The 22,236-nt window shown below is 71.5% G+C and carries 21 protein-coding genes; 13 read left to right on the forward strand and 8 right to left on the reverse strand.

The features are described 5' to 3' along the window. Positions 1 to 309: 309 nt before the first annotated feature. Positions 310 to 951: a uridine kinase family protein gene (locus ACP4E5_RS36340; RefSeq protein ID WP_425836296.1), complete on the reverse strand. Its 642-nt coding sequence runs from the start codon at positions 949 to 951 to the stop codon at positions 310 to 312. A 183-nt stretch (positions 952 to 1,134) separates the two neighbouring features. Between ACP4E5_RS36340 and ACP4E5_RS36345 the strand changes: the two genes are divergently transcribed. Continuing rightward, complete coding sequence (locus tag ACP4E5_RS36345) at positions 1,135 to 2,529, forward strand: peptidase C39 family protein (RefSeq protein WP_425836299.1); 1,395 nt, start codon at positions 1,135 to 1,137, stop codon at positions 2,527 to 2,529. A gap of 89 nt (positions 2,530 to 2,618) precedes the next feature. Then, positions 2,619 to 3,113 (forward strand): hypothetical protein, encoded by a 495-nt coding sequence (locus ACP4E5_RS36350; protein ID WP_425836302.1) that lies wholly within the window; start codon positions 2,619 to 2,621, stop codon positions 3,111 to 3,113. Positions 3,114 to 3,124: 11 nt separating this feature from the next. Here ACP4E5_RS36350 and ACP4E5_RS36355 read toward each other — a convergent pair whose 3' ends face one another. After that, the gene (locus ACP4E5_RS36355) at positions 3,125 to 4,615 is read right to left on the reverse strand and encodes a M1 family metallopeptidase (protein ID WP_425836305.1); all 1,491 of its coding nucleotides are present in this window, start codon (positions 4,613 to 4,615) and stop codon (positions 3,125 to 3,127) included. A gap of 191 nt (positions 4,616 to 4,806) precedes the next feature. Here ACP4E5_RS36355 and ACP4E5_RS36360 point away from each other — a divergent pair, with 191 nt between their 5' ends. Further along, on the forward strand, positions 4,807 to 4,959 hold the full coding sequence (locus tag ACP4E5_RS36360; protein WP_425836308.1) for an SCO1431 family membrane protein: 153 nt from the start codon (positions 4,807 to 4,809) through the stop codon (positions 4,957 to 4,959). Positions 4,960 to 5,080: 121 nt separating this feature from the next. After that, positions 5,081 to 5,710, forward strand: coding sequence for a TetR/AcrR family transcriptional regulator (locus ACP4E5_RS36365; protein WP_425836310.1), 630 nt, complete (start codon positions 5,081 to 5,083; stop codon positions 5,708 to 5,710). Between the two features lie 67 nt (positions 5,711 to 5,777). Here ACP4E5_RS36365 and ACP4E5_RS36370 read toward each other — a convergent pair whose 3' ends face one another. After that, a complete protein-coding gene (locus ACP4E5_RS36370; RefSeq protein ID WP_425836312.1) occupies positions 5,778 to 7,022 on the reverse strand; it encodes a glycoside hydrolase family 18 protein in 1,245 nt (414 codons plus the stop codon). 308 nt (positions 7,023 to 7,330) lie between these two features. Between ACP4E5_RS36370 and ACP4E5_RS36375 the strand changes: the two genes are divergently transcribed. From ACP4E5_RS36375 to ACP4E5_RS36390, 4 genes are all read left to right on the forward strand, one after another. Further along, positions 7,331 to 8,500 (forward strand): acyl-CoA dehydrogenase family protein, encoded by a 1,170-nt coding sequence (locus tag ACP4E5_RS36375; RefSeq protein ID WP_425836315.1) that lies wholly within the window; start codon positions 7,331 to 7,333, stop codon positions 8,498 to 8,500. 15 nt (positions 8,501 to 8,515) lie between these two features. Then, complete coding sequence (locus ACP4E5_RS36380; RefSeq protein WP_425836318.1) at positions 8,516 to 8,674, forward strand: hypothetical protein; 159 nt, start codon at positions 8,516 to 8,518, stop codon at positions 8,672 to 8,674. 579 nt (positions 8,675 to 9,253) lie between these two features. Continuing rightward, positions 9,254 to 10,399 (forward strand): Rv3169 family protein, encoded by a 1,146-nt coding sequence (locus tag ACP4E5_RS36385; RefSeq protein ID WP_483030354.1) that lies wholly within the window; start codon positions 9,254 to 9,256, stop codon positions 10,397 to 10,399. A gap of 116 nt (positions 10,400 to 10,515) precedes the next feature. Further along, positions 10,516 to 11,634: a phosphotransferase family protein gene (locus ACP4E5_RS36390; RefSeq protein ID WP_425836321.1), complete on the forward strand. Its 1,119-nt coding sequence runs from the start codon at positions 10,516 to 10,518 to the stop codon at positions 11,632 to 11,634. Positions 11,635 to 11,638: 4 nt separating this feature from the next. Here ACP4E5_RS36390 and ACP4E5_RS36395 read toward each other — a convergent pair whose 3' ends face one another. After that, complete coding sequence (locus ACP4E5_RS36395) at positions 11,639 to 12,100, reverse strand: hypothetical protein (protein WP_425836324.1); 462 nt, start codon at positions 12,098 to 12,100, stop codon at positions 11,639 to 11,641. 233 nt (positions 12,101 to 12,333) lie between these two features. Between ACP4E5_RS36395 and ACP4E5_RS36400 the strand changes: the two genes are divergently transcribed. The 4 genes from ACP4E5_RS36400 to fxsA all read left to right on the forward strand — a co-directional run bounded on the left by ACP4E5_RS36400 (position 12,334) and on the right by fxsA (position 16,993). Then, positions 12,334 to 12,774 carry an Lrp/AsnC family transcriptional regulator gene (locus tag ACP4E5_RS36400; RefSeq protein WP_161306038.1) on the forward strand — a complete coding sequence of 147 codons (441 nt, stop codon included), beginning with the start codon at positions 12,334 to 12,336 and terminating at the stop codon, positions 12,772 to 12,774. Positions 12,775 to 13,401: 627 nt separating this feature from the next. Then, positions 13,402 to 15,024 carry an amidohydrolase gene (locus ACP4E5_RS36405; RefSeq protein ID WP_425836326.1) on the forward strand — a complete coding sequence of 541 codons (1,623 nt, stop codon included), beginning with the start codon at positions 13,402 to 13,404 and terminating at the stop codon, positions 15,022 to 15,024. 534 nt (positions 15,025 to 15,558) lie between these two features. Then, positions 15,559 to 16,332 (forward strand): polyprenol monophosphomannose synthase, encoded by a 774-nt coding sequence (locus ACP4E5_RS36410; RefSeq protein WP_425836329.1) that lies wholly within the window; start codon positions 15,559 to 15,561, stop codon positions 16,330 to 16,332. 58 nt (positions 16,333 to 16,390) lie between these two features. Then, on the forward strand, positions 16,391 to 16,993 hold the full coding sequence (gene fxsA / locus ACP4E5_RS36415; protein ID WP_425836332.1) for an FxsA family membrane protein: 603 nt from the start codon (positions 16,391 to 16,393) through the stop codon (positions 16,991 to 16,993). A 121-nt stretch (positions 16,994 to 17,114) separates the two neighbouring features. Here the strand turns inward: fxsA and ACP4E5_RS36420 are convergent, their stop codons facing one another. The 4 genes from ACP4E5_RS36420 to yczE form a co-directional block, all read right to left on the reverse strand. Then, positions 17,115 to 17,495: an RNA polymerase-binding protein RbpA gene (locus ACP4E5_RS36420; protein ID WP_425836334.1), complete on the reverse strand. Its 381-nt coding sequence runs from the start codon at positions 17,493 to 17,495 to the stop codon at positions 17,115 to 17,117. A gap of 256 nt (positions 17,496 to 17,751) precedes the next feature. Then, positions 17,752 to 19,107: an MFS transporter gene (locus tag ACP4E5_RS36425; protein WP_425836337.1), complete on the reverse strand. Its 1,356-nt coding sequence runs from the start codon at positions 19,105 to 19,107 to the stop codon at positions 17,752 to 17,754. Positions 19,108 to 19,153: 46 nt separating this feature from the next. Next, a complete protein-coding gene (locus ACP4E5_RS36430; RefSeq protein ID WP_425836340.1) occupies positions 19,154 to 19,921 on the reverse strand; it encodes a glycerophosphodiester phosphodiesterase family protein in 768 nt (255 codons plus the stop codon). After that, positions 19,918 to 20,628 carry a membrane protein YczE gene (gene yczE / locus ACP4E5_RS36435; protein ID WP_425836343.1) on the reverse strand — a complete coding sequence of 237 codons (711 nt, stop codon included), beginning with the start codon at positions 20,626 to 20,628 and terminating at the stop codon, positions 19,918 to 19,920. The genes ACP4E5_RS36430 and yczE overlap by 4 nt, the downstream gene beginning before the upstream one ends. 64 nt (positions 20,629 to 20,692) lie before the next feature. Here yczE and ACP4E5_RS36440 point away from each other — a divergent pair, with 64 nt between their 5' ends. Further along, positions 20,693 to 22,210, forward strand: a complete 1,518-nt coding sequence (locus ACP4E5_RS36440; RefSeq protein WP_425836346.1) for an SCO1417 family PLP biosynthesis transcription factor — start codon at positions 20,693 to 20,695, stop codon at positions 22,208 to 22,210. Positions 22,211 to 22,236: the final 26 nt, after the last annotated feature.

Consider the following 22,236-nt stretch of genomic DNA (forward strand, 5'->3'; position numbering starts at 1 on the left):
ATCGTACCTGCGGGGGTGACCTCGGCCGTAGGGCGCGACCCGGTCGGATCGGGGCGCGAGCGGGGGGATTCGGTGCAGGTGAGCGCGGTGCCGGATGGTGACCCAGGGTGAGCGAAGGGCGCCTCGGTGCGCTCGGGAAGGGGAGTTGAGGACAGAACGAAGCCCCCGATCACGGGGGAACAACCGGGGGCTTCGCGTCTGTAGGCGGCCCCGAAAGGCCGCACATTGAGAACGTAAGTCCTGTACGGCCCGTCGGTCAAGCAGAGTTGGAGCTCTCGCGGAAAGTGGCGGAAGGCCGTTTCCACAGGTTCACCGGACCGCTGGCGGTCCATCACTGTGAGTGACGTCCTCCTTCAAGGGTGGGATCCCACCAGGCCCTTCACGCACCTCGTACCCCTCTGGACACTCGCGTACCAAAAGGTCTGCGAAGGGGAAGGAAGGGTTCTCTTGGAAGTGCTCACGCTCCGCCGGGATCCAGCCGTCCCAGAACTCCCGTTGCGCCTCGCCGTCCCGCGCCCGCCCCCGCGCCCACGCGGCCTCGCGGGGCATGTCGAGCCACAGCAACATCGCGAGTTCCGGCCAAAGTTCGCGCCGCCCTGCCCCGACGCCCTCGATCAGGACGATGTCCGCGGGCGGCAGTTCGCGCGCGGCGGCGTAGCGGCGGGCGTGCCAGTCGTACGTCTCGTAGCGCGCGGCCTCGCCGCGGGAGAGCGGGGCGAGGACCTGGGCGCGCAGGCGGTCGGTCCAGTCGAAGAGCGCGTCGTGGCTCGCGAGGTCGTCGAGGCGCAGGACGGGCGCCCCGCCGAGCGCCTCCGCGAGCCGCACCGCGAAGGTCGACTTCCCGGAACCCGCGTGCCCGTCGATGCCGACGAGCCGCACGGGGCCGCAGGAGGGCGGCAGCCGGCGGATCCGGTCGGCGCAGTCGGCGAGGGGCACATGGTGATAGCTCACGGCCGCAAGGGTACGACGCCGCCCGGATCGGTTTCGCGCACGCCGCCGCAGGTCATGCCAGTGGTGAAGACCAATATTGGTACCGGTGGCGACCCCCGAAACGCTGGTGGGAATCCCGCCCCGGCGGCCATAGTTGGCGCACTCCGTCACGCCAGTCCGACCTGTCGACCGAGGGATCAGCCGATGACCCGACCCGAAACCCCGTCCCCGCTCTCCCGGAGAACCGTTCTCGTGGCGGCCGCGGGCGCCGCGCTCGCCACGACGGCCGCGTCGGGCGCCGCACGCGCCGCCACGCCCGCAGGGCAATCCGCACAGACCGCCCGGAAAGCCGCCGTGAACCGCCTCGTGGACAATCGCACCTGGACGACGTCCGTCGACTGGCGCTCCGGCACCGCGCACGGCACGCGCGTCGTGGGCGGCGCGCGCCCCGGCGTGACGATCGCCGCGCCCGCCGGCACGACGACGTACAAGGATCCGCACCTGAACAAGACGGCCGAGTGGGAGTACGCCGAGTGGCTCTCCCCGGTCCACGCGCTCTCGGTCCCCGCCACCGAGGTCATCGCGTCCTGGAACGCGCACACCCCGAAGGCCACCTGGATCCAGATCGAACTCCAGGGCACCTACACGGACGGCGCCACGACCCCCTGGTACGTGATGGGTCGCTGGACCGCGGGCGACGACGAGGACGCCGACATCCGCCGCACGTCCGTGGACGACCAGTCGGACGGGAAGTCGAGCATCTGGACGGACACGTTCTCCATCGACGACGCGGCCTCGGGCCTGCGCCTGGTCTCGTACCAGCTGCGCCTGAGGCTGCTGCGCGCGCCGGGTTCCGAGGCGGCGCCGACGGTGTGGCGCCTGGGCGCCATGGGCTCGGACGTCCCGGACCGCTTCACGGTCCCCGCGTCCACGCCGGGCCTCGCCAAGGAGCTGAAGGTCCCGCGCTACTCGCAGAACATCCACGCCGGCCAGTACCCCGAGTACGACAACGGGGGAGAGGCCTGGTGCAGCCCCACGTCCTCGCAGATGATCATCGAGTACTGGGGCCGGAAGCCGACGCCCGAACAGCTCGCCTGGGTGGACCCCTCGTACGCCGACCCGGAAGTCTGCCAGGCGGCGCGTCATACGTATGACTACCAGTACGAGGGCTGCGGCAACTGGCCGTTCAACGCGGCGTACGCGGCGACGTACAAGGACCTCCAGGGCGTCGTCACGCGCCTGGCCTCCCTCGCCGACCTGGAGACGCTGATCGCGGCCGGCATCCCGGCCATAACGTCCCAGTCGTTCCTCAAGGAGGAGCTGACCGGCGCGGGCTACGGCACCTCGGGTCACCTGATGACGGTCATCGGCTTCACGGCCGACGGCGACGTGATCGCCAACGACCCGGCCTCGCCCAGCGACGCCGCGGTCCGCCGCGTCTACAAGCGGCGCGAGTGGGAGAACATCTGGCTGCGCACCAAGCGCTACAACGCCACCGGCAAGGTCGTCTCCGGCACCGGCGGCGTCTGCTACCTGTACTTCCCGGCCCACCCGACCGAGAAGCAGCGCAAGGCGCTGGCGGCGGTGGGCGTGCGCTGAGCCGCCCCCTCGCGGACCGATGAATCGGTGAGTCCGCCGTGGTCTCCTCATGGAGAGGCGAATCCCTGTGAGGAGACCACGGAGACACCATGCGGCAGCACGACACGAACCACCCGGCCCTGCGCACGCTCGACCCGCTCCTCGGCGAGTGGCATCAATGGGCCCTCGTCGAGGACGCTCCCGGCGGCCGGGTCGGGCCGATCCCCACCTCGTACGCGCGCACGCCCGACGGCGGCTTCCTCGTGCAGCGCGCCGACCTCGCGCCGGACACCGCCGCCGCCCTGCCGGAGGGCTGGCGCGAACACCACCCGTTCCCGACCGTCGCCTACATCGGATACGACGACGCTGCCGGGCACTTCACGATGCTCTACGCCGACGGCCGCGGCGTCTCGCGTGTCTACGGACTGGACCTGGCCGACGGCGAGTTGCGGATCTGGCGCGCCGCACCGGACTTCCACCAGCGCCTCACCGCCCGGTTCGACGCCTCGGGGAACACGCTTACGGGTGCCTGGGAGGCATCGAAGGACGGAGAGGCGTGGCACACGGACTTCGGGGTCGTGTACGAGCGGGTCGCCGGCCGCTGACGCCGGTCGGCTCAGCCGGTGACGACCGGGTTCACCACCCAGTCGGGGTGGCCCGGCATCGGCGGGGTCGTGGAGCCGTACAGCCACGGGTGCAGGAACCCCGTCAGGTCGTGGCCCGCGACCTTCGAGGCGAGCGTGATGTAGTCGGCCGTCGACGCCGTCTTCCCCCGGTACTGGGTGACCCACGCGCGCTCGATCTTCCCGAAGGTCTCCGCGCCGACCTGCTCGCGCAGCGCGTACAGGACCAGCGCCGAGCCGTCGTAGCGCATGCGCTTGAAGAGGTTCGGCTCCGTGGGCTCGGCGGGGGCGCCGTAGTCGTGGCGCCACTGGTCGTGGTTCTCGTAGGCCGTCTTCATCGCGGCCTCGAAGCTGTCGCCGCCGTGCTCCTCGGAGTACCAGCGCTCGTAGAAGCGGGCGTGGCCCTCGCTCAGCCACAGGTCGGACCAGGTGGCGATGCCGACGCTGTCGCCGATCCACTGGTGGGTCAGCTCGTGGACGAGATTGCGCTCGGCGTCGACCTTCGTGCCGAGCAGATCCGCCTTCGGGACGAGGGACAGCGTCTGCGTCTCCAGGGCCACCCCGAGGTCCGTGTCGCCGACGAGGACGCCGTACCGGTTGAACGGATAGGGCCCCAACTTTTGCTGGAGCCACGCCAAATGACCGGGCGTCAGATCACGGTACTGCTTGGTCGGCGCCACGAGAGCGTCCGGCACGACATCGCGCAGCGGCAGCCCGCCCGGGCCCTTGCCGTCGATCAACTGGAACTTTCCGATGGCCAGTTGGACCAGCTGCGGCGCGATCGGCTGCTCGGAGTCGTACGTCCAGCGGACCCGCCCGTCGCTCCGTTCGGTGCGGTCGACGAGGCGCCCGTTCGCGACGGCCGTCCGGTCGGCCGGGGTCGTCACGCGGAACGTGAAGGGGGCGCGCCGACTCGGATGGTCATTGGACGGGAAGACCATCTTGGCGCCGTTGGGCTGCGGGTACAGGACCGTCCCGTCGGGCGTCGGGATCCAGCCGTAGTCCTCGATCGCGTCGTCGCGGTGGCGCAGTTGCGTCGGGTCGGCGGTGTACCCGACCTTCACGGTGAAGGCGCTGCCCCTGGGGATCGGTGAGGCGGGCGTGACGATCAGCTCGTCGCCCTCGCGCCGGGTCTGCGCGGCGCGGCCGTTGACGGTCACCGAATGCAGCTCGTTCCCGGCGAAGTCGAGATCGAAGCGGGACAGCGCCTGGGTCGACGTGGCCCTGACGGTGGTGGAGGCGGCGAACGGGGTCCGCGGCGCCTGCCAGTCGAAGTCGAGTGTGTAGTGGCGCACGGTGTAACCGCCGTTCCCGTCGAGCGGGAACATCGGGTCGCCGAGGCCCGCGGCGCCCGGCGCCGGGGGGTCGGCGGCCGCCCGGGAGACGGCCGCCGGGCCGGTCAGCGCGGCGGTGACGGTGATCGCCGCGGCGAGGACGAGACGGGTTCTGCGGCGTGGTGTCCGGTACGTACTGAACGGGCTCATCGGGAACCTTCCGGTCGGACGGAACGCGTCGCTGTATGGGACGCACGACCCGGCGGCCCGGTTGTACGTGACCAAGGTCTCGGCGGCGCGGCGGCGATCCGATGGCAAGGTGGAGAGAGCGCCACAGGGCCCGGGGCTCAGGGCGCAGCCGGGGGAGTCAGGACCATCACCGCGACCCGAGCGAGACACCCATGAGCGCACCTTCCGCCACCGCTTCCACAGCCGCCGCGCGCACCCGCACCGGCGGGCCGGACGACAACGGGCCGAAGATCCTCGAACACGTCCTGGGCTGGACGTTCGTCGTGGTCCTCGCGATGCTCGTCACACAGCTCGGCCTGATGTGATCGGCCTGTCGCCCACCGCGACGTGACGCGCGCCACCACGGTCCTCGCCGTGCGGGCGTGAAGGTGCCTCGGGAAGTGCCATACTGCGGCATTCGCACGGAGTCCGAGACCAGGGCCGGAATTGAACACTAGCCACCAGCGGGTGCGCGGCACCGAACGCTCCGCCACCCGCCGCGCCGAACTCATCGCCATCGGGCGGAAGTTGTTCGCCGACACGTCCTACGACGCGCTGTCCATGGACGACATCGCGCAGCACGCGGGCGTGGCCAAGGGGTTGATCTACTACTACTTCGAGTCCAAGCGCGGCTACTACCTGGCGATCATCGAGCAGTCCGTCGGCGAACTCGTCGACGGCGCGAGCAGCGTCGGTGACCTGGCCCCCGTGGGGCGTGTGCACCGCACGGTGGAGGGCTATCTGCGCTACGCGGAGCGGAACCAGGCGGCGTACCGCACGATCGTCACGGGCGGCGTGGGCTTCGACGCCCAGGTGCAGGCCATCAGGGACGGGGTGCGCGACGCGCTGATCGGCACCATCGCCCGGGCCGCGTACGGGACTTCGCGGGTGCCGCGGCTCGCGCGGACGGCGCTGCTCGGATGGCTGTGCAGCGTCGAAGGCATCACGCTGGACTGGATCGGCCACCAGGAGCTCGAACGGGACGCGGTGCGCGCCCTGCTGGTGCGCACGCTCGGCGAAACCCTGCGCGTGATCGAGGAGTTCGAACCCGCGTACCCCGCGCCGGTGCTCCCCTGACCACGCGCACGTACGCGCACGTACGCGCACGTGGTCAGGGGAGCGTGTGGAGGGGTTGCCTGCAGGGCTAGTTGATCGCCTTGATCAGCTCACCGTCCGGCGTGTCCCCGGACAGCTCCCAGAAGAAGGTGCCGCCCAGGCCCTGCTGGTTCTTGTAGTCCATCTTCCCCGCGATGGTCTGCGGGGTGTCGTAGCTCCACCAGTCGTTCCCGCAGTGCGCGTACGCGGTGCCGCCGACCGTGCCGGTGGCCGGGCACTTGCTCTTGAGCTCCTTGTAGTCGTCGATTCCCTGCTCGTACTTGCCGGCCGCGGGCCCGGTGGCCGTGCCGCCAGGGGCGTCCTGTGTGACGCCGGTCCAGCCGCGCCCGTAGAACCCGATCCCGAGCAGCAGCTTGGAGGCGGGCACGCCCATCTCCTTGAGCTTCGCGACGGTGGCCGAGGTGTGCCAACTGGCCTTCGGGATCCCGTCGTACGAGGTCAGCGGCGAGTGCGGCGCCGTGGGCCCCTTGGCGTCCCAGGCGCCGAAGAAGTCGTACGTCATCGGGTTGTACCAGTCGACGTACTGGGCGGCGCCCGCGTAGTCGGCGGCGTCCAGCTTGCCGCCATCGGAGGCGTCGGCCGGGATGGCGGAGGTGATCAGGTAGTCGCCGCCGAACTTCGCACGCAGCGCCGCCATCAGGTTCTTGTAGGCGTCGCGCCCGCTGGTGTCACAGGTGAGACCGCAGGCGTTCGGGTACTCCCAGTCGATGTCGATGCCGTCGAAGACATCGGCCCACTTGGAGTTCTCGACGAGGTCGTAGCAGGACTGGGCGAACGCGGCCGGGTCCTTGGCCGCCTCGCCGAAGCCACCGGACCAGGTCCAACCGCCGAAGGACCAGAGGATCTTGAGGTTCGGATGCAGCTTCTTGAGCTTCAGGAGTTGGTTGAAGTTTCCGCGCAGCGGCTGGTCCCAGGTGTCGGCGGCGCCGTCCACGGACTGGTCCGCGGTGTACGCCTTGTCGGTCGCGGCGTAGGAGTCGCCCATCGCGCACTTGCCGCCCTGGACGTTGCCGAACGAGTAGTTGATGTGCGTGAGCCTGTCCGCCGAGCCCGAGGTCTCGATGTTCTTGACGTGGTAGTCGCGGTCGTAGACACCCCACTCGGTGAAGTATCCGACGACCTTCGAACCGGCCGCCTTCGGCTCGGTGTCGCTCTGCTGCTGTGCTGCGGAGGCGCCGCCCGCTCCGGCGAGCAGTCCCGCGCCGAGGACGGCGCAACACGCGGCGGAGAGAAGGGCTTTGAAGCCTCTGCGGGGGAGGTGCGGTCTGAGCATCGTGTCTCCTCGTGGGGGAGGGGAGCGTGGGGGATCGTGCTGTGGACCTGCGCGCCGCACCCTAGAAGGACTAGACCAGTGAGGTCAATGGTCCGAACCAATTTCGCCGTCGCTGAAAAACTTGGAGTGAGCGGTCGTTAACCAGTGACGGGGCGCTCCGGATCGGGAATACTCAACACGCCGCGGCCGCTTGGTCTGCGCTTTCCGTGATCCGGAAGGGCAGCATCGGCCCGGCAGTGCCCATCCGGCGACGCCCGCCCACCCGGCGGCCGCCGCCGCAGCGCCCGCCCAGGGAGGAGAGCGTCGCCATGCCGGAGCCAGGAGTCGAGCGTCAGCTGCCGACGGACGAAGCTCAGGATCTGATGCGGCTCGTCCGCGACATCGCGCAGCGGGAGATCGCCCCGCGCGCGGCCGAGGACGAGGAGGCGGGCCGCTTCCCGCGCGAGACCTTCCGGCTCCTGTCCGACGCGGGACTGCTCGGACTGCCGTACGACGCCGAGTTCGGCGGCGGCGAGCAGCCGTACGAGGTCTATCTCCAGGTCCTGGAGGAGCTCGCGGCCGCCCGTCTCACGGTGGGCCTCGGCGTCAGCGTGCACTCACTGTCCTGCCACGCCCTCGCGAACTTCGGGACGAAGCAGCAGCGCACCGAGCACCTGCCCGACATGCTGGGCGGCGGCCTGCTCGGCGCCTACTGCCTCTCCGAGCCGTCCTCGGGTTCCGACGCGGCGTCCCTGCGTACGAAGGCGGTGCGGGACGGCGACGCCTGGGTGCTCACGGGGACGAAGGCCTGGATCACCCACGGCGGCATCGCCGATTTCTACACGGTCCTGGCCCGCACCGGCGGCGAGGGCGCGCACGGCATCACGGCGTTCCTGGTGCCCGGTGACGCGGCGGGGCTGAGCGCCGCGGTCCCCGAGAAGAAGATGGGCATGAAGGGCTCGCCCACCGCCCAGGTCCACCTGGACGGGGTGCGGGTGAGCGACGCGCGCCGCCTCGGGGACGAGGGGCAGGGCTTCCAGATCGCCCTCTCCGCGCTCGACTCGGGCCGCCTCGGGATCGCGGCCTGCGCGGTCGGCGTCGCGCAGGCCGCGCTCGACGCGGCGGTGGAGTACGCGAAGGGGCGTGCCCAGTTCGGCCGGCCCATCGCGGACTTCCAGGGGTTGCGCTTCATGCTCGCGGACATGGCCACGCAGATAGAGGCGGGCCGCGCCCTGTATCTGTCGGCGGCCCGACTGCGGGACGCGGGCAGGCCCTTCTCCAAGCAGGCCGCCATGGCGAAGCTGCTGTGCACGGACGCGGCGATGAAGGTCGCCACGGACGCGGTGCAGGTCCTCGGGGGGTACGGCTACACGGCCGACTTCCCTGTGGAGCGGCTGATGCGCGAGGCGAAGGTGCTCCAGATCGTCGAGGGCACCAATCAGATCCAGCGCATGGTCATCGCCCGCCACCTCGCCGGCCCTGAGAGCACCCGGCAGTAGGCGGCGCGGAGGAAGGTGCGTGCCCAGCCCCGCGGTGACTACTGCCGGGCGCTCTGCATCGCGCTGAACTGCCCGGCGCGCACGGTGGGCGCGATCAGCCGCGCCCATTCCGGGTCCTCGCTCCCCGGCAGCGTCCTGCCGCGCTCGGACCAGGCCGTGATCATCGCCTGGTAGATCGGCGGGTTGTGCGGGCGAGGTCGCGGCGGCTGGGGCGGTCGGGCCTGCTGCGGGCGGGGGAGCGGCTGCGGCCCCGCGGGCTGGAGTGCCGGAGGCTGCGGGGCCGAAGCGGCCGGGGGTGTGGCCGGCCGCAGGGACTGTGCGGCCTGCGGGGGCTCCGCGGTCTGCGGGGACTCTGCGGCCTGGGGAGTGCGCTGAACCTGTGACGTTTGCTGGGACTGCTGTTCCTGTGGCATCTGGCGGCCCTGCCGGTCCTGGGGGAGCGGGTGGGACGTGGGGGACTGGCGGCTCTGGTGAACCGATTCTGCGGTAACCGGCACGAGGATGCGCCTGCGTCGTCCCGTGGGCGCAGGTGCCGAGGTCTGCGTCGAGGTCATGCCGGTTCAACGAAAGAGGGATCGGCGAGGTAACTGGTTGACGAATTCGAGCGTCAGTTCACGACATACCCGTACGCGTGGCATGGGCCGGTCGAACATCTGGCCAGCGACGCCGAGCTGACGTACCGTCAACTCCGCCGCCGGGCAGGCCGCACCCCTCCGGGCGACGTCAACCGCCGTGTCGCCAGGGAGGTTTGCCGTGTCCGCAGACGAGGCCGTCGACCGTCCCGTCGCTTTCGACGAATGGCCCATCCATCAGGTGCCGCTGTCGATGAAGCACGTCGCCACCAGCGACCGCAACGCCTACGACCGCTGCATCTTCCATGTCTTCGACCCCGAGGGGCAGTTCCTGCTCATCGTCGGCCTCGGCGTCTACCCGAACCTGGGCGTGATCGACGCCTACGCCACCCTGCGCGTCGGCGACACACTGCACGCCGTCCGCGCGTCCGACGCCCTGAGTGAAGACGCGCCGATGAGCATGCGCGTCGGCCCGCTGCACATCATGGTCGAGCGCCCGCTCAAGGACTTCATCCTCAGCTGCGCCGCCGACCCGGACGACCCCGACGGACTCTCGTACGACATCAATTGGAGCGCCGACTTCCCCGCCCTGTGGGAGCCGCACCACACGCAGCGCAAGGGGCCGCGGCTCACCCTGGAGGGCAAGCGGTTCGTGCAGGCCGGGCAGTGCGACGGGTGGCTGCGGATCGGGGGCCGGGAGATCCGGCTGAGCGGCTGGACCGGGACCCGGGACCGGAGTTGGGGCGTGCGGCCGGTGCCGGGCGAGGAGGGCGGCCGGCTCGCGCAGGAGCACCCCACCGAGGGCTTCCACTGGATCTGGGCGCCGGTCCGCTTCGACGACCGTTTCCTCATGGTGATCACCCAGGAGGACGCCGACGGCTACCGCACTCTGAACGACGCCACGGTCGTCCGCGAAGGCCACCGCGACCGCCAACTCGGCTGGCCGCAGACCGACATCACCTACCGCCCCGGCACCCGCCTCCCCGAACGCGCGGTCATCCACCTCATGGACCTGGTCGACCGCAAACCGGTCGAGATGGGCGTCGAGATCCTCGCCTCCTCCCCGCTCGCCGTCGGCGCGGGCTACCCGCCGGCCGACGACTGGCAGCACGGGACCTGGCGCGGCCACGACTGGTGCGAGCGGCTGACGTACGACCTGTCGGACCCGGCGGCGCACCCGCGGGCCGCGTTCGGGGTCATCGACCACGCGGCCCGCTTCACCCTCGACGGGCAGGTCGGGTACGGCATCTTCGAGCACGGATCCTTCGGCCGCCACGACCCGAGCGGCTTCACGGGCTTCGACTCGGTGGCCCCCGAACGGTCGTAACCGTCCTGCATGGACCTTCGCGGCCTTGACGTCCTTGAGGGGCGTGGGGGCGTGACGGTCTTGATGGTCCTTGACGTCCTTCACGGACCGTCCTTCACGGACAAAGGAGTTCGGCGATGGCGACAGCGCCCCGACAGCCCAGGCCCCGCACGTCCACCCGCGAACCCGAGGAGATCGCCCGGCGCCTGACCGCGTGGCTCGGCCGCCGGCTGCCGGGGGCGAAGGCGGTCAACGTCACGGTCCCCGAGTCCAACGGTATGTCGAGCGAAACCCTGCTCTTCGACATCGAGCACCCTGAACCACCGGTGCGTGCCTGCGCGTTGAGGCTGGCCGCCGACCCGTCGGCGTACACGATCTTCCCCGTGTACGACATGCCGCGCCAGTATCGGACGATGCGCCTGGCGGGCGAGCGCACCGGGCTTCCGGTGCCGCGCGTGCTGTGGCTGGAGGAGGACGCGGGTCCGCTCGGCGCCCCGTTCTTCGTCATGGAACGGGTGACGGGCCGCGTGCCACCCGACGTCATGCCCTATACGTACGAGGGGAATTGGCTGCACGAGGCGACCGACGACGAGCGGGAACGCCTGGAGGACGCGAGCGTCCAGGTACTGGCGCGGCTGCACGACGGCGTACCGGCGGCCGAGGCGTCCTTCCTGGAACTGCCTGGGGAAGGGAGCCCGCTGCGCCGCCATGTGGACGCCCAACGCGCCTACTACGCATGGGTGGTGGAGGGCCGCCGCCCCTCGCCCCTCATCGAGAGCGCCTTCGCACGCCTGGAGGAGTCGTGGCCGGAGCGGGAGGGCCCCTCGGTCCTCAACTGGGGCGACGCCCGCATCGGCAACATCATCTACGAGCAGGACGGCTTCGCACCCGCCGCCGTGCTCGACTGGGAGATGGCCGCGCTCGCCCCGCGCGAGGTCGACCTCGGCTGGACGGTGTATCTGCACCGCTTCTTCCAGGACCTGACCGAGACGTTCGGCCAGCGCGGCCTGCCGGACTTCCTGCGCCGCGACCGCGTCGAGGCGCGCTACGCCCGGCTCACCGGACACACCCCGCGCGACATGGAGTTCTACACGCTCTACGCGGCCCTGCGGCACGCCGTCGTGATGCTCCGCGTCGCCTACCGGCAGATCCACTTCGGCGAGGCCACCGAACCCGCGGACCCGGACACACTGATCCTGCACCACGACAGCTTGCGGGCCATGGTGCGAGGCAGTTACTGGTCCGACCGGTCGTAACGCCTCAGGCGGCGGCCCGGCGGTAGGGTTGGTCGGGCACCCGGATGGGGCGCGATCCCGGGCCACCGGCGTGCGAGAACGGCTGCGTACGCCAGTCGAGTCCCTGAGGGAGCGTCAACAGGAGGGCGGCGTCCTGCTCTTGGGCACCCACCAGGTCGTCCGTGGGCAGGGCCTCCGTGACGGTCCGGCCACTGCCGACGCAGACGGTGAGCCCGAACGGGTCCCACGGTGACGTCACATGGGCGTGCTCCGGCAACACATCCTCCTCCGCGAGGAGGGCGATGGCCTTGCCGCAGTCGGGGCAGGCCACCCGGTACATCTCGAACATCTCGTAATCGTCGCCCGCGTCGCCCTCGTCGACCTCGGTACCGAAGAGGTCGGGTTCGACGCCCTCCGGCTGGGGCTCGGCGATCGCCTGCTGGCGGCCGCGCGCGCCAGAACGTCCGGAACGCTTCACACTCTGCATGGGATTCTCCCCCTCGGGTGGGCCGGCCGCGGATGTCCATGAGTGGCGGCCTCGGCCACAGCAAGCATTTCCCGCCTGCTCGTAGAGGTAATCACCCCATGCCCCTGGACACGGCCCGAGGCCTGTGGTGTTCGTCACATGTCGAATGGACTTGCCCGTCCCGTGGCAGACGTATCGCCCATCTCGTTCCTTCAGGTATCCGTGAGGATCAAGGGACCGGTAGGTTCAGCGGCATGGAGGAGCTCGACCGACAGATCGTGCAGCTGCTCGTCAAGGACGGGCGGATGAGCTACACAGACCTGGGCAAGGCCACGGGCCTGTCCACGTCCGCGGTGCACCAGCGGGTGCGTCGCCTCGAACAGCGCGGCGTGATCCGTGGGTACGCCGCGGTCGTCGACCCGGAGTCGGTCGGCCTGCCGCTCACCGCGTTCATCTCGGTGAAGCCGTTCGACCCGAGCGCCCCCGACGACATCGCGGAGCGCCTCGCGGGCGTCCCCGAGATCGAGGCGTGCCACAGCGTGGCCGGCGACGAGAACTACATCCTCAAGGTCCGCGTCGAAACCCCCCACGAGCTGGAGAACCTCCTGGCCCGAGTCCGCTCCCTGGCCGGCGTCTCCACCCGCACGACCGTGGTCCTCTCTACCCCGTACGAGGCCCGACCCCCACGGATTTAGGGGGCGGGCGGGGTGCGCCGGGGTCCGTGGCGGCGGGTCCGGTCCGGGGGAGTGGGAGCTGTCCGGTGGGGCGGGATTGGATCGACCTGACCGGACCGTTGGAGCGGGGCCGAGCTGGCGCGGCGCCTGACCGCCGCCGCCCGCCGGCCTCCGACTCAGCATCCTCCCGCCCATCTCCCACCCACCCGCCCCCTCCAGGGGCGTCGGCCCGACGGGGCACGTCCCCCCGTCTTCCCCCCTCACGCTGGACCGCCCCGCCTTGGGCGAATGGCCGCCACCCCGCCTCCCCACCCCACACGGCCGACCACCCCGCCTTGCGCGAATCCCCGCTGCCCCGCCTCCCCACCCCACACGGCCGACCGCCCCGCCTTGCGCGAATGGCCGCCACCCCGCCTCCCCGCCACCCCGCCTCCCCGCCACCCCACCCACACGCTCGGCCGCCCCCGCCTTGGGCAATCTGCCGCCTTGGGCGGCAGGGTGGGCAAGGCGGCACCCCGGTGCCGCGCAACGGAACCGACGGGCGCCGACCCCGGCCCACGTCGAAAACCCCGGCGCCGCGCACCCCTAACCACCAACCCGAACCACCCCCCGGCACACCCCACCCCGCGGACACGGGAAACTGTCACCATGAGCACGCCCCCCACCCCCCGCACCGTCCTCCTGCGCCAAGGCGAGATCCACAGCCCGGCCGACCCCTTCGCCACCGCCATGGTCGTCGAGGCGGGCCACGTCGCCTGGGTCGGCTCGGAGGGCGCCGCGGACGCGTTCACGGACGGCGTGGACGAGGTGATCCACCTCGACGGCGCCCTGGTGACCCCCGCGTTCACCGACGCCCACGTCCACACCACGTCGACCGGCCTCGCCCTCACCGGCCTCGACCTCACGGCCGCACGCACCCGCACCGAGGCCCTGACCCTCGTACGGGAACACGCCGCGGCCAACCCCACCGACCGCGTCCTCCTCGGCCACGGCTGGGACGCCGCCCGCTGGCCCGACCGCGCCCCCCTCACGCGCGCGGAACTCGACGAGGCAACGGCCGGACGCCCCGTCTACCTCTCCCGTATCGACGTGCACTCGGCCGCCGTCAGCACCGCCCTGCTCGACCTCGTCCCCGGCATCGCGGACCGCCCCGGATTCGCCCCGGAGGGCCCCCTGACCCGCGACGCCCACCACGCCGTCCGCGCCGCCGCGCTCGCCGCCGTGGGCCCCCAGCAGCGTACGGAGGCCCAGCGCGCCGCCCTCCAGCACGCCGCGTCCCTCGGCATCGGCTCGATCCACGAGTGCGCGGGCCCCGACATCTCCTCCGAGGAGGACTTCACCGGCCTGCTCGACCTCGCCCGCTCCGAGCCGGGCCCGCGCGTGGCCGGCTACTGGGCGGACCGCGACATCCAACGCGCGCGTGCCCTCGGCGCGCTCGGCGCCGCGGGCGACCTGTTCGTCGACGGCGCCCTCGGCTCCCACACGGCCTGCCTGCACGAGCCCTACGCGGACATCGCCGACGCGCCGCACACCGGCACCGCCTACATGTCGGCCGAGGAAATCGCCGCCCACGTGGTCGCCTGTACGGAGTCCGGCCTCCAGGCCGGCTTCCACGCCATCGGCGACGCCGCCGTCACCGCCGTGGTCGACGGCATGCGCGCCGCCGCCGAAAAGGTCGGCCTCGCGCGCGTACGCGCCGCCAGGCACCGCGTGGAGCACGCCGAGATGCTCACACCCGAAACCGTCGCCGCCTTCGCGGAGTTCGGCCTCACCGCCTCCGTACAGCCCGCCTTCGACGCCCTGTGGGGCGGCGAGGACGGCATGTACGCCGACCGCCTCGGCGTCGAGCGGGCACGCACCCTCAACCCGTACGCGGCCCTGTTGAAGGCCGGCGTCCCGCTCGCCTTCGGCTCCGACAGCCCGGTCACGCCGCTCGACCCGTGGGGCACGATCCGCGCCGCCGCCCACCACCGGACGCCCGAACACCGCGTCTCCGTACGCGCCGCGTTCATCGCCCACACGCGCGGTGGCTGGCGCGCCGTCGGCCGCGACGACGCGGGCGTCCTCGCCCCGGGCGCCCCCGCCGACTACGCCGTCTGGCGCACGGACGAGCTGGTCGTGCAGGCGCCGGACGACCGTGTCGCCCGCTGGTCGACCGATCCCCGCTCCGGAACGCCCGGCCTGCCGGACCTCTCCCCGGGAGTCCAACTCCCGGTCTGCCTGCGGACGGTGGTCTTCGGTCAGACCGTCTTCGTAGGGCCGGACGAGTGATAACCGGGGCGCCACGACTTCGATCTTGCCGCGACACGGTCCCGCGCGACCTGCGAATCCTCCGCGCTGACCTGGGCAGTTCGCGCAGAGCCGCAGGTCGAACGCCTGTTGACAAGGCGCGGCTGTGGACGGGTAGGTTCGGCCGGGTCCACCACCTCCAGGCACGACCGGGGAAGTCCAGGCAGTCGTAGAACGCAGCTGGGTCAGGGGGTGGTGCGCCGCACCGGCGTACCACCACTGGGAGCCAGGCCCAGCGCCCGCGCCACGGGGCGCTGGAACGTTCCGGCCGGTCGGCCAGGTGCGACCCGGGTGGGGCCCGGGCGTTCAGTAGACAACGGCTTTAGGTCGACCCGCAGCCAGCGGGCCCCAGGTCGGCCCGAAGGACGCCCGGCCCCGATCCGCAGTACTCGTCGATCCGCAGCGATCGGTCTCGTTTTCCCGGCCCTCCGCGGCTCATCCAGGGCGCCTTATCGGCGTGAACTGGGGTGCTCGCTATGGTGGTCCCCTTGTGGACGGAAGTTTTAAGGGGAAGCTGTGAGCGACGGCGGCGGGCGGAAGTTCGGCCCTCTGGGTACGACCTTGGTGATCATCCCGACCTACAACGAGGCGGAGAACATCAAGCCTGTCGTGGGCCGCGTCCGGGAGTCCGTACCCGCGGCGCACGTCCTGATCGCCGACGACAACAGCCCCGACGGCACTGGAAAACTCGCCGACGAGCTGGCCGCCGACGACGAGCAGGTGCACGTCCTGCACCGCACCGGCAAGGAGGGCCTGGGCGCCGCCTACCTCGCGGGCTTCGCCTGGGGCATGGAGCACGGCTACGGCGTCCTGGTCGAGATGGACGCCGACGGCTCCCACCAGCCGGAGGAACTGCCCCGCCTGCTGACCGCGCTGAAGGGCGCCGACCTGGTCCTCGGCTCGCGCTGGGTGCCCGGCGGGCGCATCGTCAACTGGCCGCGGTCCCGCCAGTTCATCTCCCGCGGCGGCTCCACGTACTCGCGGCTCCTCCTGGACGTCCCGATCCGCGACGTCACCGGCGGCTACCGCGCCTTCCGCCGGGAGACCCTGGAGGGCCTCGGTCTCGACGAGGTCGCCTCGCAGGGCTACTGCTTCCAGGTCGACCTGGCCCGGCGGGCGGTGCGGGAGGGCTATCACGTGGTGGAGGTCCCCATCACCTTCGTCGAGCGCGAGCGCGGGGACTCCAAGATGAGCAAGGACATCGTCGTGGAGGCGCTGTGGCGGGTCACCACGTGGGGCGTGGGGGCGCGGGTGGACAAGGTCCTGGGCCGCAAGTCCGGCGATCGCTGAGAGCGATCTTGATCCCCCGCTTACGTCAATCGCACCCGGCCCCAGGCAGACTGGGTACATGACCACTGGCACTCCGCCTCGCAATCCGTCCACCGGAGCCCGGCGCTCCCGGCTCCGCAGGTTTCTTCCGCTCGGCGTCGCGGCCTGGATGGTCCTGGAGATCTGGCTGCTCACGGTGGTGGCGGGCGCGATCGGCGGCTTCACGCTCGGCATCCTGCTGGTGGCCGGCATCGTGTTCGGGTCCGTGGTGATGAAGTCCGCGGGCCGTCGCGCGTTCCAGAACCTCACCGAGACGCTGCAGCGCCAGCAGAGTGGCTCTCCCGAGGCCTCCAAGCCCCCTGAGCAGCGCTCGCAGGGCAATGGGCTGCTGATGCTCGCCGGGCTGCTCCTGATGATCCCTGGGCTGATCTCGGACGTTCTCGGCCTGCTGCTGCTCGTTCCGCCGCTGCGGACGGCGCTGAGCCGGTACACGGAGCGCAAGGTCGAGCGGAGGATGGGCGCCGCGGCGGGCCAGGGGCCGCTCGGTGACGCGTTCCAGCAGGCCCGGATGCGACAGTCCGGCGGCACCGTGATCCAGGGCGAGGTGATCAGGGACGACGACCGCCCGGGCCCGCGCGGTGGGGACGACGAAGCGGGCCCGCGTCCGCCGCTCACCCCCTGACGGCAGCTGCTGACGGGCGCGCGGCAAGCGGCGCGGACGACAAGCGGCCCGCACAACGGCCGGGGCCGGACACACGGTGTGTGTCCGGCCCCGGCCGTTGTGCGGTGTGCCTCTGGGAAGGTCAGGCCGACTTGCGGCCGCTGCTGTCCCGCGGGTGCACCGCGATGTTCATCGCGCCGGAACGCAGAACCGCCAGACGCTCCTCGAGGACCTCTTCGAGCTCCTCGCGGGTGCGCCGCTCCATCAGCATGTCCCAATGCGTACGCGCCGGCTTGCCCTTCTTTTCCTCAGGGCCGTCACCGTCGACGAGGAGTGCCTGGGCCCCGCAGACCTTGCACTCCCACTCCGGCGGAATTTCGGCCTCCACCGAGAAGGGCATCTCGAAGCGATGTCCCTTCTCGCATGCGTACTCCACGGCCTGGCGCGGGGCCAGGTCGATGCCGCGGTCCGTCTCGTAGCTGGTCACTACGAGGCGTGTACCGCGAAGAGCTCGCTCACTCATGAATCGTGCCTCCCGGGCTTGTCGCCCACAGGACAGGTGTCGCTGTCGTCGTCATCCGGTCAACGTCCGGTCGGCGGTAAAGATTCCCGGTTCCCGGGTCATGCGTCGCCGTCGTAGCCGCCCCTTGTTGTACCCACCGGTGACCGGTTTGTCACATCTCACGCAGGATGTCACCTGGCGTTTCGCGATCTAGACGTGCAGTAACGGTACGCCTGGCAGGCCAACCGCGTACACTACCGGGATTTGCCTTCAGGTGCTAAATCCGGGCCGGTACGGAATTGCCCGCGTCGCGCACCGCCCGATGGACCGGAACTCTCGCGAGCAGGACAAAACCGATCACGAAGAAGGCGACAAGGGACACGATCGCGTCGCGATAACTCCCGGTCAGCTGGTACGCGAGCCCGAACACCAGGGGCCCCACCCAGCTCATCCCCCGGTCGCTCATCTCGTACGCGGAGAAGTACTCGGCCTCCTTGCCGGCCGGTACGAGGTGCGAGAACAGCGAGCGGGACAGCGCCTGGGTGCCGCCCAGGACGAGCCCGATGCCGGCGGCGAGCACGAAGAACCACGTCGGCGCCCCCGCGGGCAGGAAGTAGCCGGCCCCGATCGTTACCGTCCATGCCACGAGGGAGCCGAGGATCGTGCGCTTGGCGCCGTACGTACGGGCGAGCCGGCCCATCGCGAGCGCCCCGGCCACCGCCAGGAGCTGCACGAGGAGCACCGCCACGATGAGCGTCGACTGGCCGAGTCCGAGCTCCTCGGAGCCGTACACGGAGGCCTGGGAGATCACCGTCTGCACGCCGTCGTTGTAGACCAGGTAGGCGAGGAGGAAGGAGAGCGTCAGCGGGTGGCGGCGCATGTCCTTAAGGGTGGCCAGCAGCTGGCGTGGGCCGGATGCCGTACCACCCGGCGTGGGTCGCGTGCGCCGGTCGCGCAGGCGGCGTAGCGGCACCACGGTGAACGCGCCCCACCAGACGCCCGCCGACGCCAGGCAGATGCGTACCGCCGTCGACTCGGAGACACCGAAGGTGTCGTGGGCCGTGTACAGCACCAGGTTCGCCAGCAGGACGAGGGCTCCCGAGGCGTAACCGAAGGCCCAGCCGCGCGAGGACACCGCGTCGCGCTCCTCCGGGGGCGCGATCTGCGGCAGGTACGAGTTGTAGAGCACCATCGAGACGGCGAGCGAGGAATTCGCGACCACGAGGAGCAGGCCGCCCAGCAGATAGCGGTCTCCGTCCAGGAAGAACATCCCGGCCGTCGCCGCCGCGCCTATGTAGGCGCAGAGCGCGAGCAGCGGCTTCTTGCGGCCCGTTCGGTCCGCGGCCGCGCCCGCGAGGGGCATCACGAAGATCGAGAGGATCACCGACAGGGAGACCGAGTACGCGAAGAACGAGCCCGCGCGGACCGGGATGCCCAAGGGGTGCACGAAGCCGTCCGCGTCCGCCGCGGCCTTCGCGATCGAGGTCAGATACGGCCCCAGGAACACCGTCAGGACACTGGTCGAATAGACCGAGCACGCCCAGTCGTAGAAGTACCAGCCGCGCTGCTCGCGCTTGCGTTCGGCGGGCGCGGACGCCCCCTGCGCCGTCTCCCGCGCGATCTCGGTCCCCACCCGTGTCCCCTTGCCGTCCCCGTCGTCCGGCGCCGCGGGGTGGCGGTCAGACCCACGCCCCCCGGTCCTTGAGGACGTCCCGCAGCGTCTCGATGTGATCGGAAACTATGCCATCGACCCCCAGGTCGAGAAGCCGCCGCATCTCCTTCCCGTCGTTCACCGTCCACACGTGGACCTGCAGCCCGCGCGCGTGGGCGGCCCGCACGAAGCGGTCGTCGACCACCGGGATCCGGCCGTGCGTCACCGGCACCTGGGCGCAGACCGCGGAGCGGCGCAGCGCCGCCGGTATCCCGTAGGAGCGAAGGCGCAGGCCCAGCACGCCCTTGGTGCCGTACGACGTGGCGAGGCGGGGGCCCGCGAGCGCCTGCGCGCGGGCGACGCGCGCCTCGGAGAAGGAGCCGACACAGACGCGGTCCCACGCGCGCGTGCGGCGCAGCAGGTCCAGGAGGGGGACGAGTGCGGGTTCCGCCTTGACGTCGACGTTCCAGCGCACGTCCGGGAACGACTCCAGCAACTCCTCGAAGAGCGGCACCGGTTCGGTGCCCGCCACGCGCGCCTGCTGTACGTCCCGCCATGGAAGGTCCGCGATCCGGCCGGCGCCGTCCGTGACCCGGTCCAGCGTGCTGTCGTGGAAGGCGACGAGGCGGCCGTCGGACGTCGCGTGCACATCGGTCTCGATGTACCGGTAGCCGAGGTCCACGGCACGGCGGAACGCGGCGACGGTGTTCTCCAGGCCGTCCGCCGCCCCGCCCCGGTGGGCGAGCGCGAGCGGACCCGGGTGGTCGAGGTAGGGATGGCGTACGCGCGAGGTCACCGTCGCAGTATGGCCCGCCCAGGTGTGCCCTCGGCGACCGCGGTGGGGCCGGAGGGCGACGCGGGGACGGCGAAGACGCGCAGGAAGAACTGCGCCAGCGGGCCGATCGCCAGGGCGTACAGAACCGTGCCGACGCCGATCGTGCCGCCGAGCAGGAAGCCGCTCGCCACGACGGCGATCTCGACGACCGTGCGCATCAGGCGGATCGAGCGGCCGGTGCGCTGGTGCAGTCCGGTCATCAGGCCGTCGCGCGGTCCTGGACCGAACCTCGCCGCGATGTAGAGGCCGGTCGCGGCTCCGTTGAGCACGATGCCCGCCAGCATCAACGGGATGCGCACCCCGTAGGAGTGCGCGTCCGGGACGACCGCGAGCGTGCCGTCGATCGCGAGGCCCACCACGAACACGTTCGAGACGGTGCCGAGGCCGGGGCGCTGCCGCAGCGGGATCCACAGGAGCAGCACGACGGCGCCCACGATGATCGACACGACGCCCATGGAGATGCCCGTCAGCTCGGCGAGCCCCTGATGCAGCACGCCCCACGGCTCCAGGCCCAGTCCCGCCTCCACGAGGAGCGCCGAACTCGCTCCGTACAGCGCGAGACCTACGTAGAGCTGCACGAGGCGGCGGGCGAGCGGGCCGCCGGGCGATGGAACGGACGGTGACGCGGACAAGGTGAGCCCCTCTGTGGTGGTAGTGGCCTGACGCATGACACTCTGTGGCGTGGAATCGGATGCCAACCATGGCCAATTCGAGGAAGGTGGACTGGCTCGCATGGCCCAGTGGACTTCGGCGATCGGCTCGACCCAGCTCGCCCGGCTGCTCACCTCGCAGCAGCCGCGCCCCGCGGGCCCCGGCACGCGCCGCCCGCCCGCCTACCGCTCCCTCGCCGACGGCATCCGCCTCCTCGTCCTGGAGGGGCGCGTCCCGGTGGCCACGCGGCTTCCTGCCGAGCGCGAACTCGCCCAGGCACTCTCGGTGAGCCGCACCACGGTCGCGGCCGCCTACGAGGCGCTGCGCGGCGAAGGGTTCCTGGAGTCCCGCAGGGGAGCGGGCAGTTGGACCGCCGTACCCGCCGGGAACCCGCTCCCCGCGCGCGGCCTTGAACCCCTGCCGCCCGAGGCCCTCGGCTCCATGATCGACCTCGGCACTGCGGCCCTTCCCGCCCCCGAACCGTGGCTGACCCGCGCCGTCCAGGGCGCCCTGGAGGAACTGCCGCCGTACGCCCACACGCACGGCGACTACCCGGCGGGGCTGCCCGCGCTGCGCACCATGATCGCCGAGCGGTACACCGCGCACGGCATCCCGACCATGCCCGAACAGATCATGGTCACGACCGGCGCGATGGGCGCCATCGACGCGATCTGCCACCTCTTCGCGGGCCGCGGCGAACGCGTGGCCGTGGAATCACCCTCGTACGCGAACATCCTTCAGCTGATGCGCGAGGCGGGTCTCAGGCTCGTGCCCGTCGCCATGGCCGACGGGCTCCAGGGGTGGGACCTCGACCGCTGGCGCCAGGTGCTGCGCGAGGCGGCGCCGCGGCTCGCCTATGTAGTCGCCGATTTCCACAATCCGACGGGTGCGCTCGCCGACGAGGAGCAGCGCCGCTCGCTGGTCGACTCCGCGCGCGCGGCGGGCACGGTGCTGGTGGTCGACGAGACCATGACCGAGCTGCACTTCGACGGGGACGGCGGGGACGGCCGGAGTGCGGCGATGCCGCGCCGGGTCTGCGCGTTCGACCCCGCGGGCTCCACGGTGGTCACGGTCGGCTCGGCCAGCAAGGCGTTCTGGGCGGGCATGCGCATCGGCTGGGTGCGGGCCGCGCCCGACGTCATCCGCAGCCTGGTCGCCGCGCGCGCGTACGCGGACCTCGGCACCCCGGTCCTGGAGCAACTGGCGGTGAACTGGCTGCTGAACACCGGGGGTTGGGAAGAGGCCGTCGCGCTGCGGCGCGCACAGGCGCGCGGGAACCGTGACGCGCTGGTTGCCGCCGTGCGGCGGGAGCTGCCCGACTGGGAGTTCGACGTGCCGGACGGGGGCCTCACCCTGTGGGTCAAGGCCGGCGGCCTGTCGGGCTCGCGCCTGGCCGAACTCGGCGAGCGGGTCGGGGTGCGTGTCCCCTCAGGGCCCCGCTTCGGCGTCGACGGGGCCTTCGAGGGGTACGTACGGCTGCCGTTCACCGTGGGCGGCGCCGTGGCCGACGAGGCGGCGGCACGGCTCGCGGCGGCGGCGCAACTGGTCCGGGACGGCCAGGGTGCGGGCGGGGACGTACCGCGCACCCTGATCGCGTAGCCGACTGCTGCTCCGGATGGAGAGCG

Source organism: Streptomyces fractus (assembly GCF_049844455.1).
Taxonomy (GTDB): domain Bacteria; phylum Actinomycetota; class Actinomycetes; order Streptomycetales; family Streptomycetaceae; genus Streptomyces; species Streptomyces fractus.

What these genes read in the sequence shown, in the direction of transcription:
- ACP4E5_RS36345 (WP_425836299.1), top strand. Translation starts at nt 1,135, where the DNA reads ATGACCCGACCCGAAACCCCGTCCCCGCTCTCCCGGAGAACCGTTCTC.
- ACP4E5_RS36350 (WP_425836302.1), top strand. Translation starts at nt 2,619, where the DNA reads ATGCGGCAGCACGACACGAACCACCCGGCCCTGCGCACGCTCGACCCG.
- ACP4E5_RS36355 (WP_425836305.1), bottom strand. Translation starts at nt 4,615, where the DNA reads ATGAGCCCGTTCAGTACGTACCGGACACCACGCCGCAGAACCCGTCTC.
- ACP4E5_RS36360 (WP_425836308.1), top strand. Translation starts at nt 4,807, where the DNA reads ATGAGCGCACCTTCCGCCACCGCTTCCACAGCCGCCGCGCGCACCCGC.
- ACP4E5_RS36370 (WP_425836312.1), bottom strand. Translation starts at nt 7,022, where the DNA reads ATGCTCAGACCGCACCTCCCCCGCAGAGGCTTCAAAGCCCTTCTCTCC.
- ACP4E5_RS36375 (WP_425836315.1), top strand. Translation starts at nt 7,331, where the DNA reads ATGCCGGAGCCAGGAGTCGAGCGTCAGCTGCCGACGGACGAAGCTCAG.
- ACP4E5_RS36390 (WP_425836321.1), top strand. Translation starts at nt 10,516, where the DNA reads ATGGCGACAGCGCCCCGACAGCCCAGGCCCCGCACGTCCACCCGCGAA.
- ACP4E5_RS36395 (WP_425836324.1), bottom strand. Translation starts at nt 12,100, where the DNA reads ATGCAGAGTGTGAAGCGTTCCGGACGTTCTGGCGCGCGCGGCCGCCAG.
- ACP4E5_RS36400 (WP_161306038.1), top strand. Translation starts at nt 12,334, where the DNA reads ATGGAGGAGCTCGACCGACAGATCGTGCAGCTGCTCGTCAAGGACGGG.
- ACP4E5_RS36405 (WP_425836326.1), top strand. Translation starts at nt 13,402, where the DNA reads ATGAGCACGCCCCCCACCCCCCGCACCGTCCTCCTGCGCCAAGGCGAG.
- fxsA (WP_425836332.1), top strand. Translation starts at nt 16,391, where the DNA reads ATGACCACTGGCACTCCGCCTCGCAATCCGTCCACCGGAGCCCGGCGC.
- ACP4E5_RS36420 (WP_425836334.1), bottom strand. Translation starts at nt 17,495, where the DNA reads ATGAGTGAGCGAGCTCTTCGCGGTACACGCCTCGTAGTGACCAGCTAC.
- yczE (WP_425836343.1), bottom strand. Translation starts at nt 20,628, where the DNA reads ATGCGTCAGGCCACTACCACCACAGAGGGGCTCACCTTGTCCGCGTCA.
- ACP4E5_RS36440 (WP_425836346.1), top strand. Translation starts at nt 20,693, where the DNA reads ATGGCCCAGTGGACTTCGGCGATCGGCTCGACCCAGCTCGCCCGGCTG.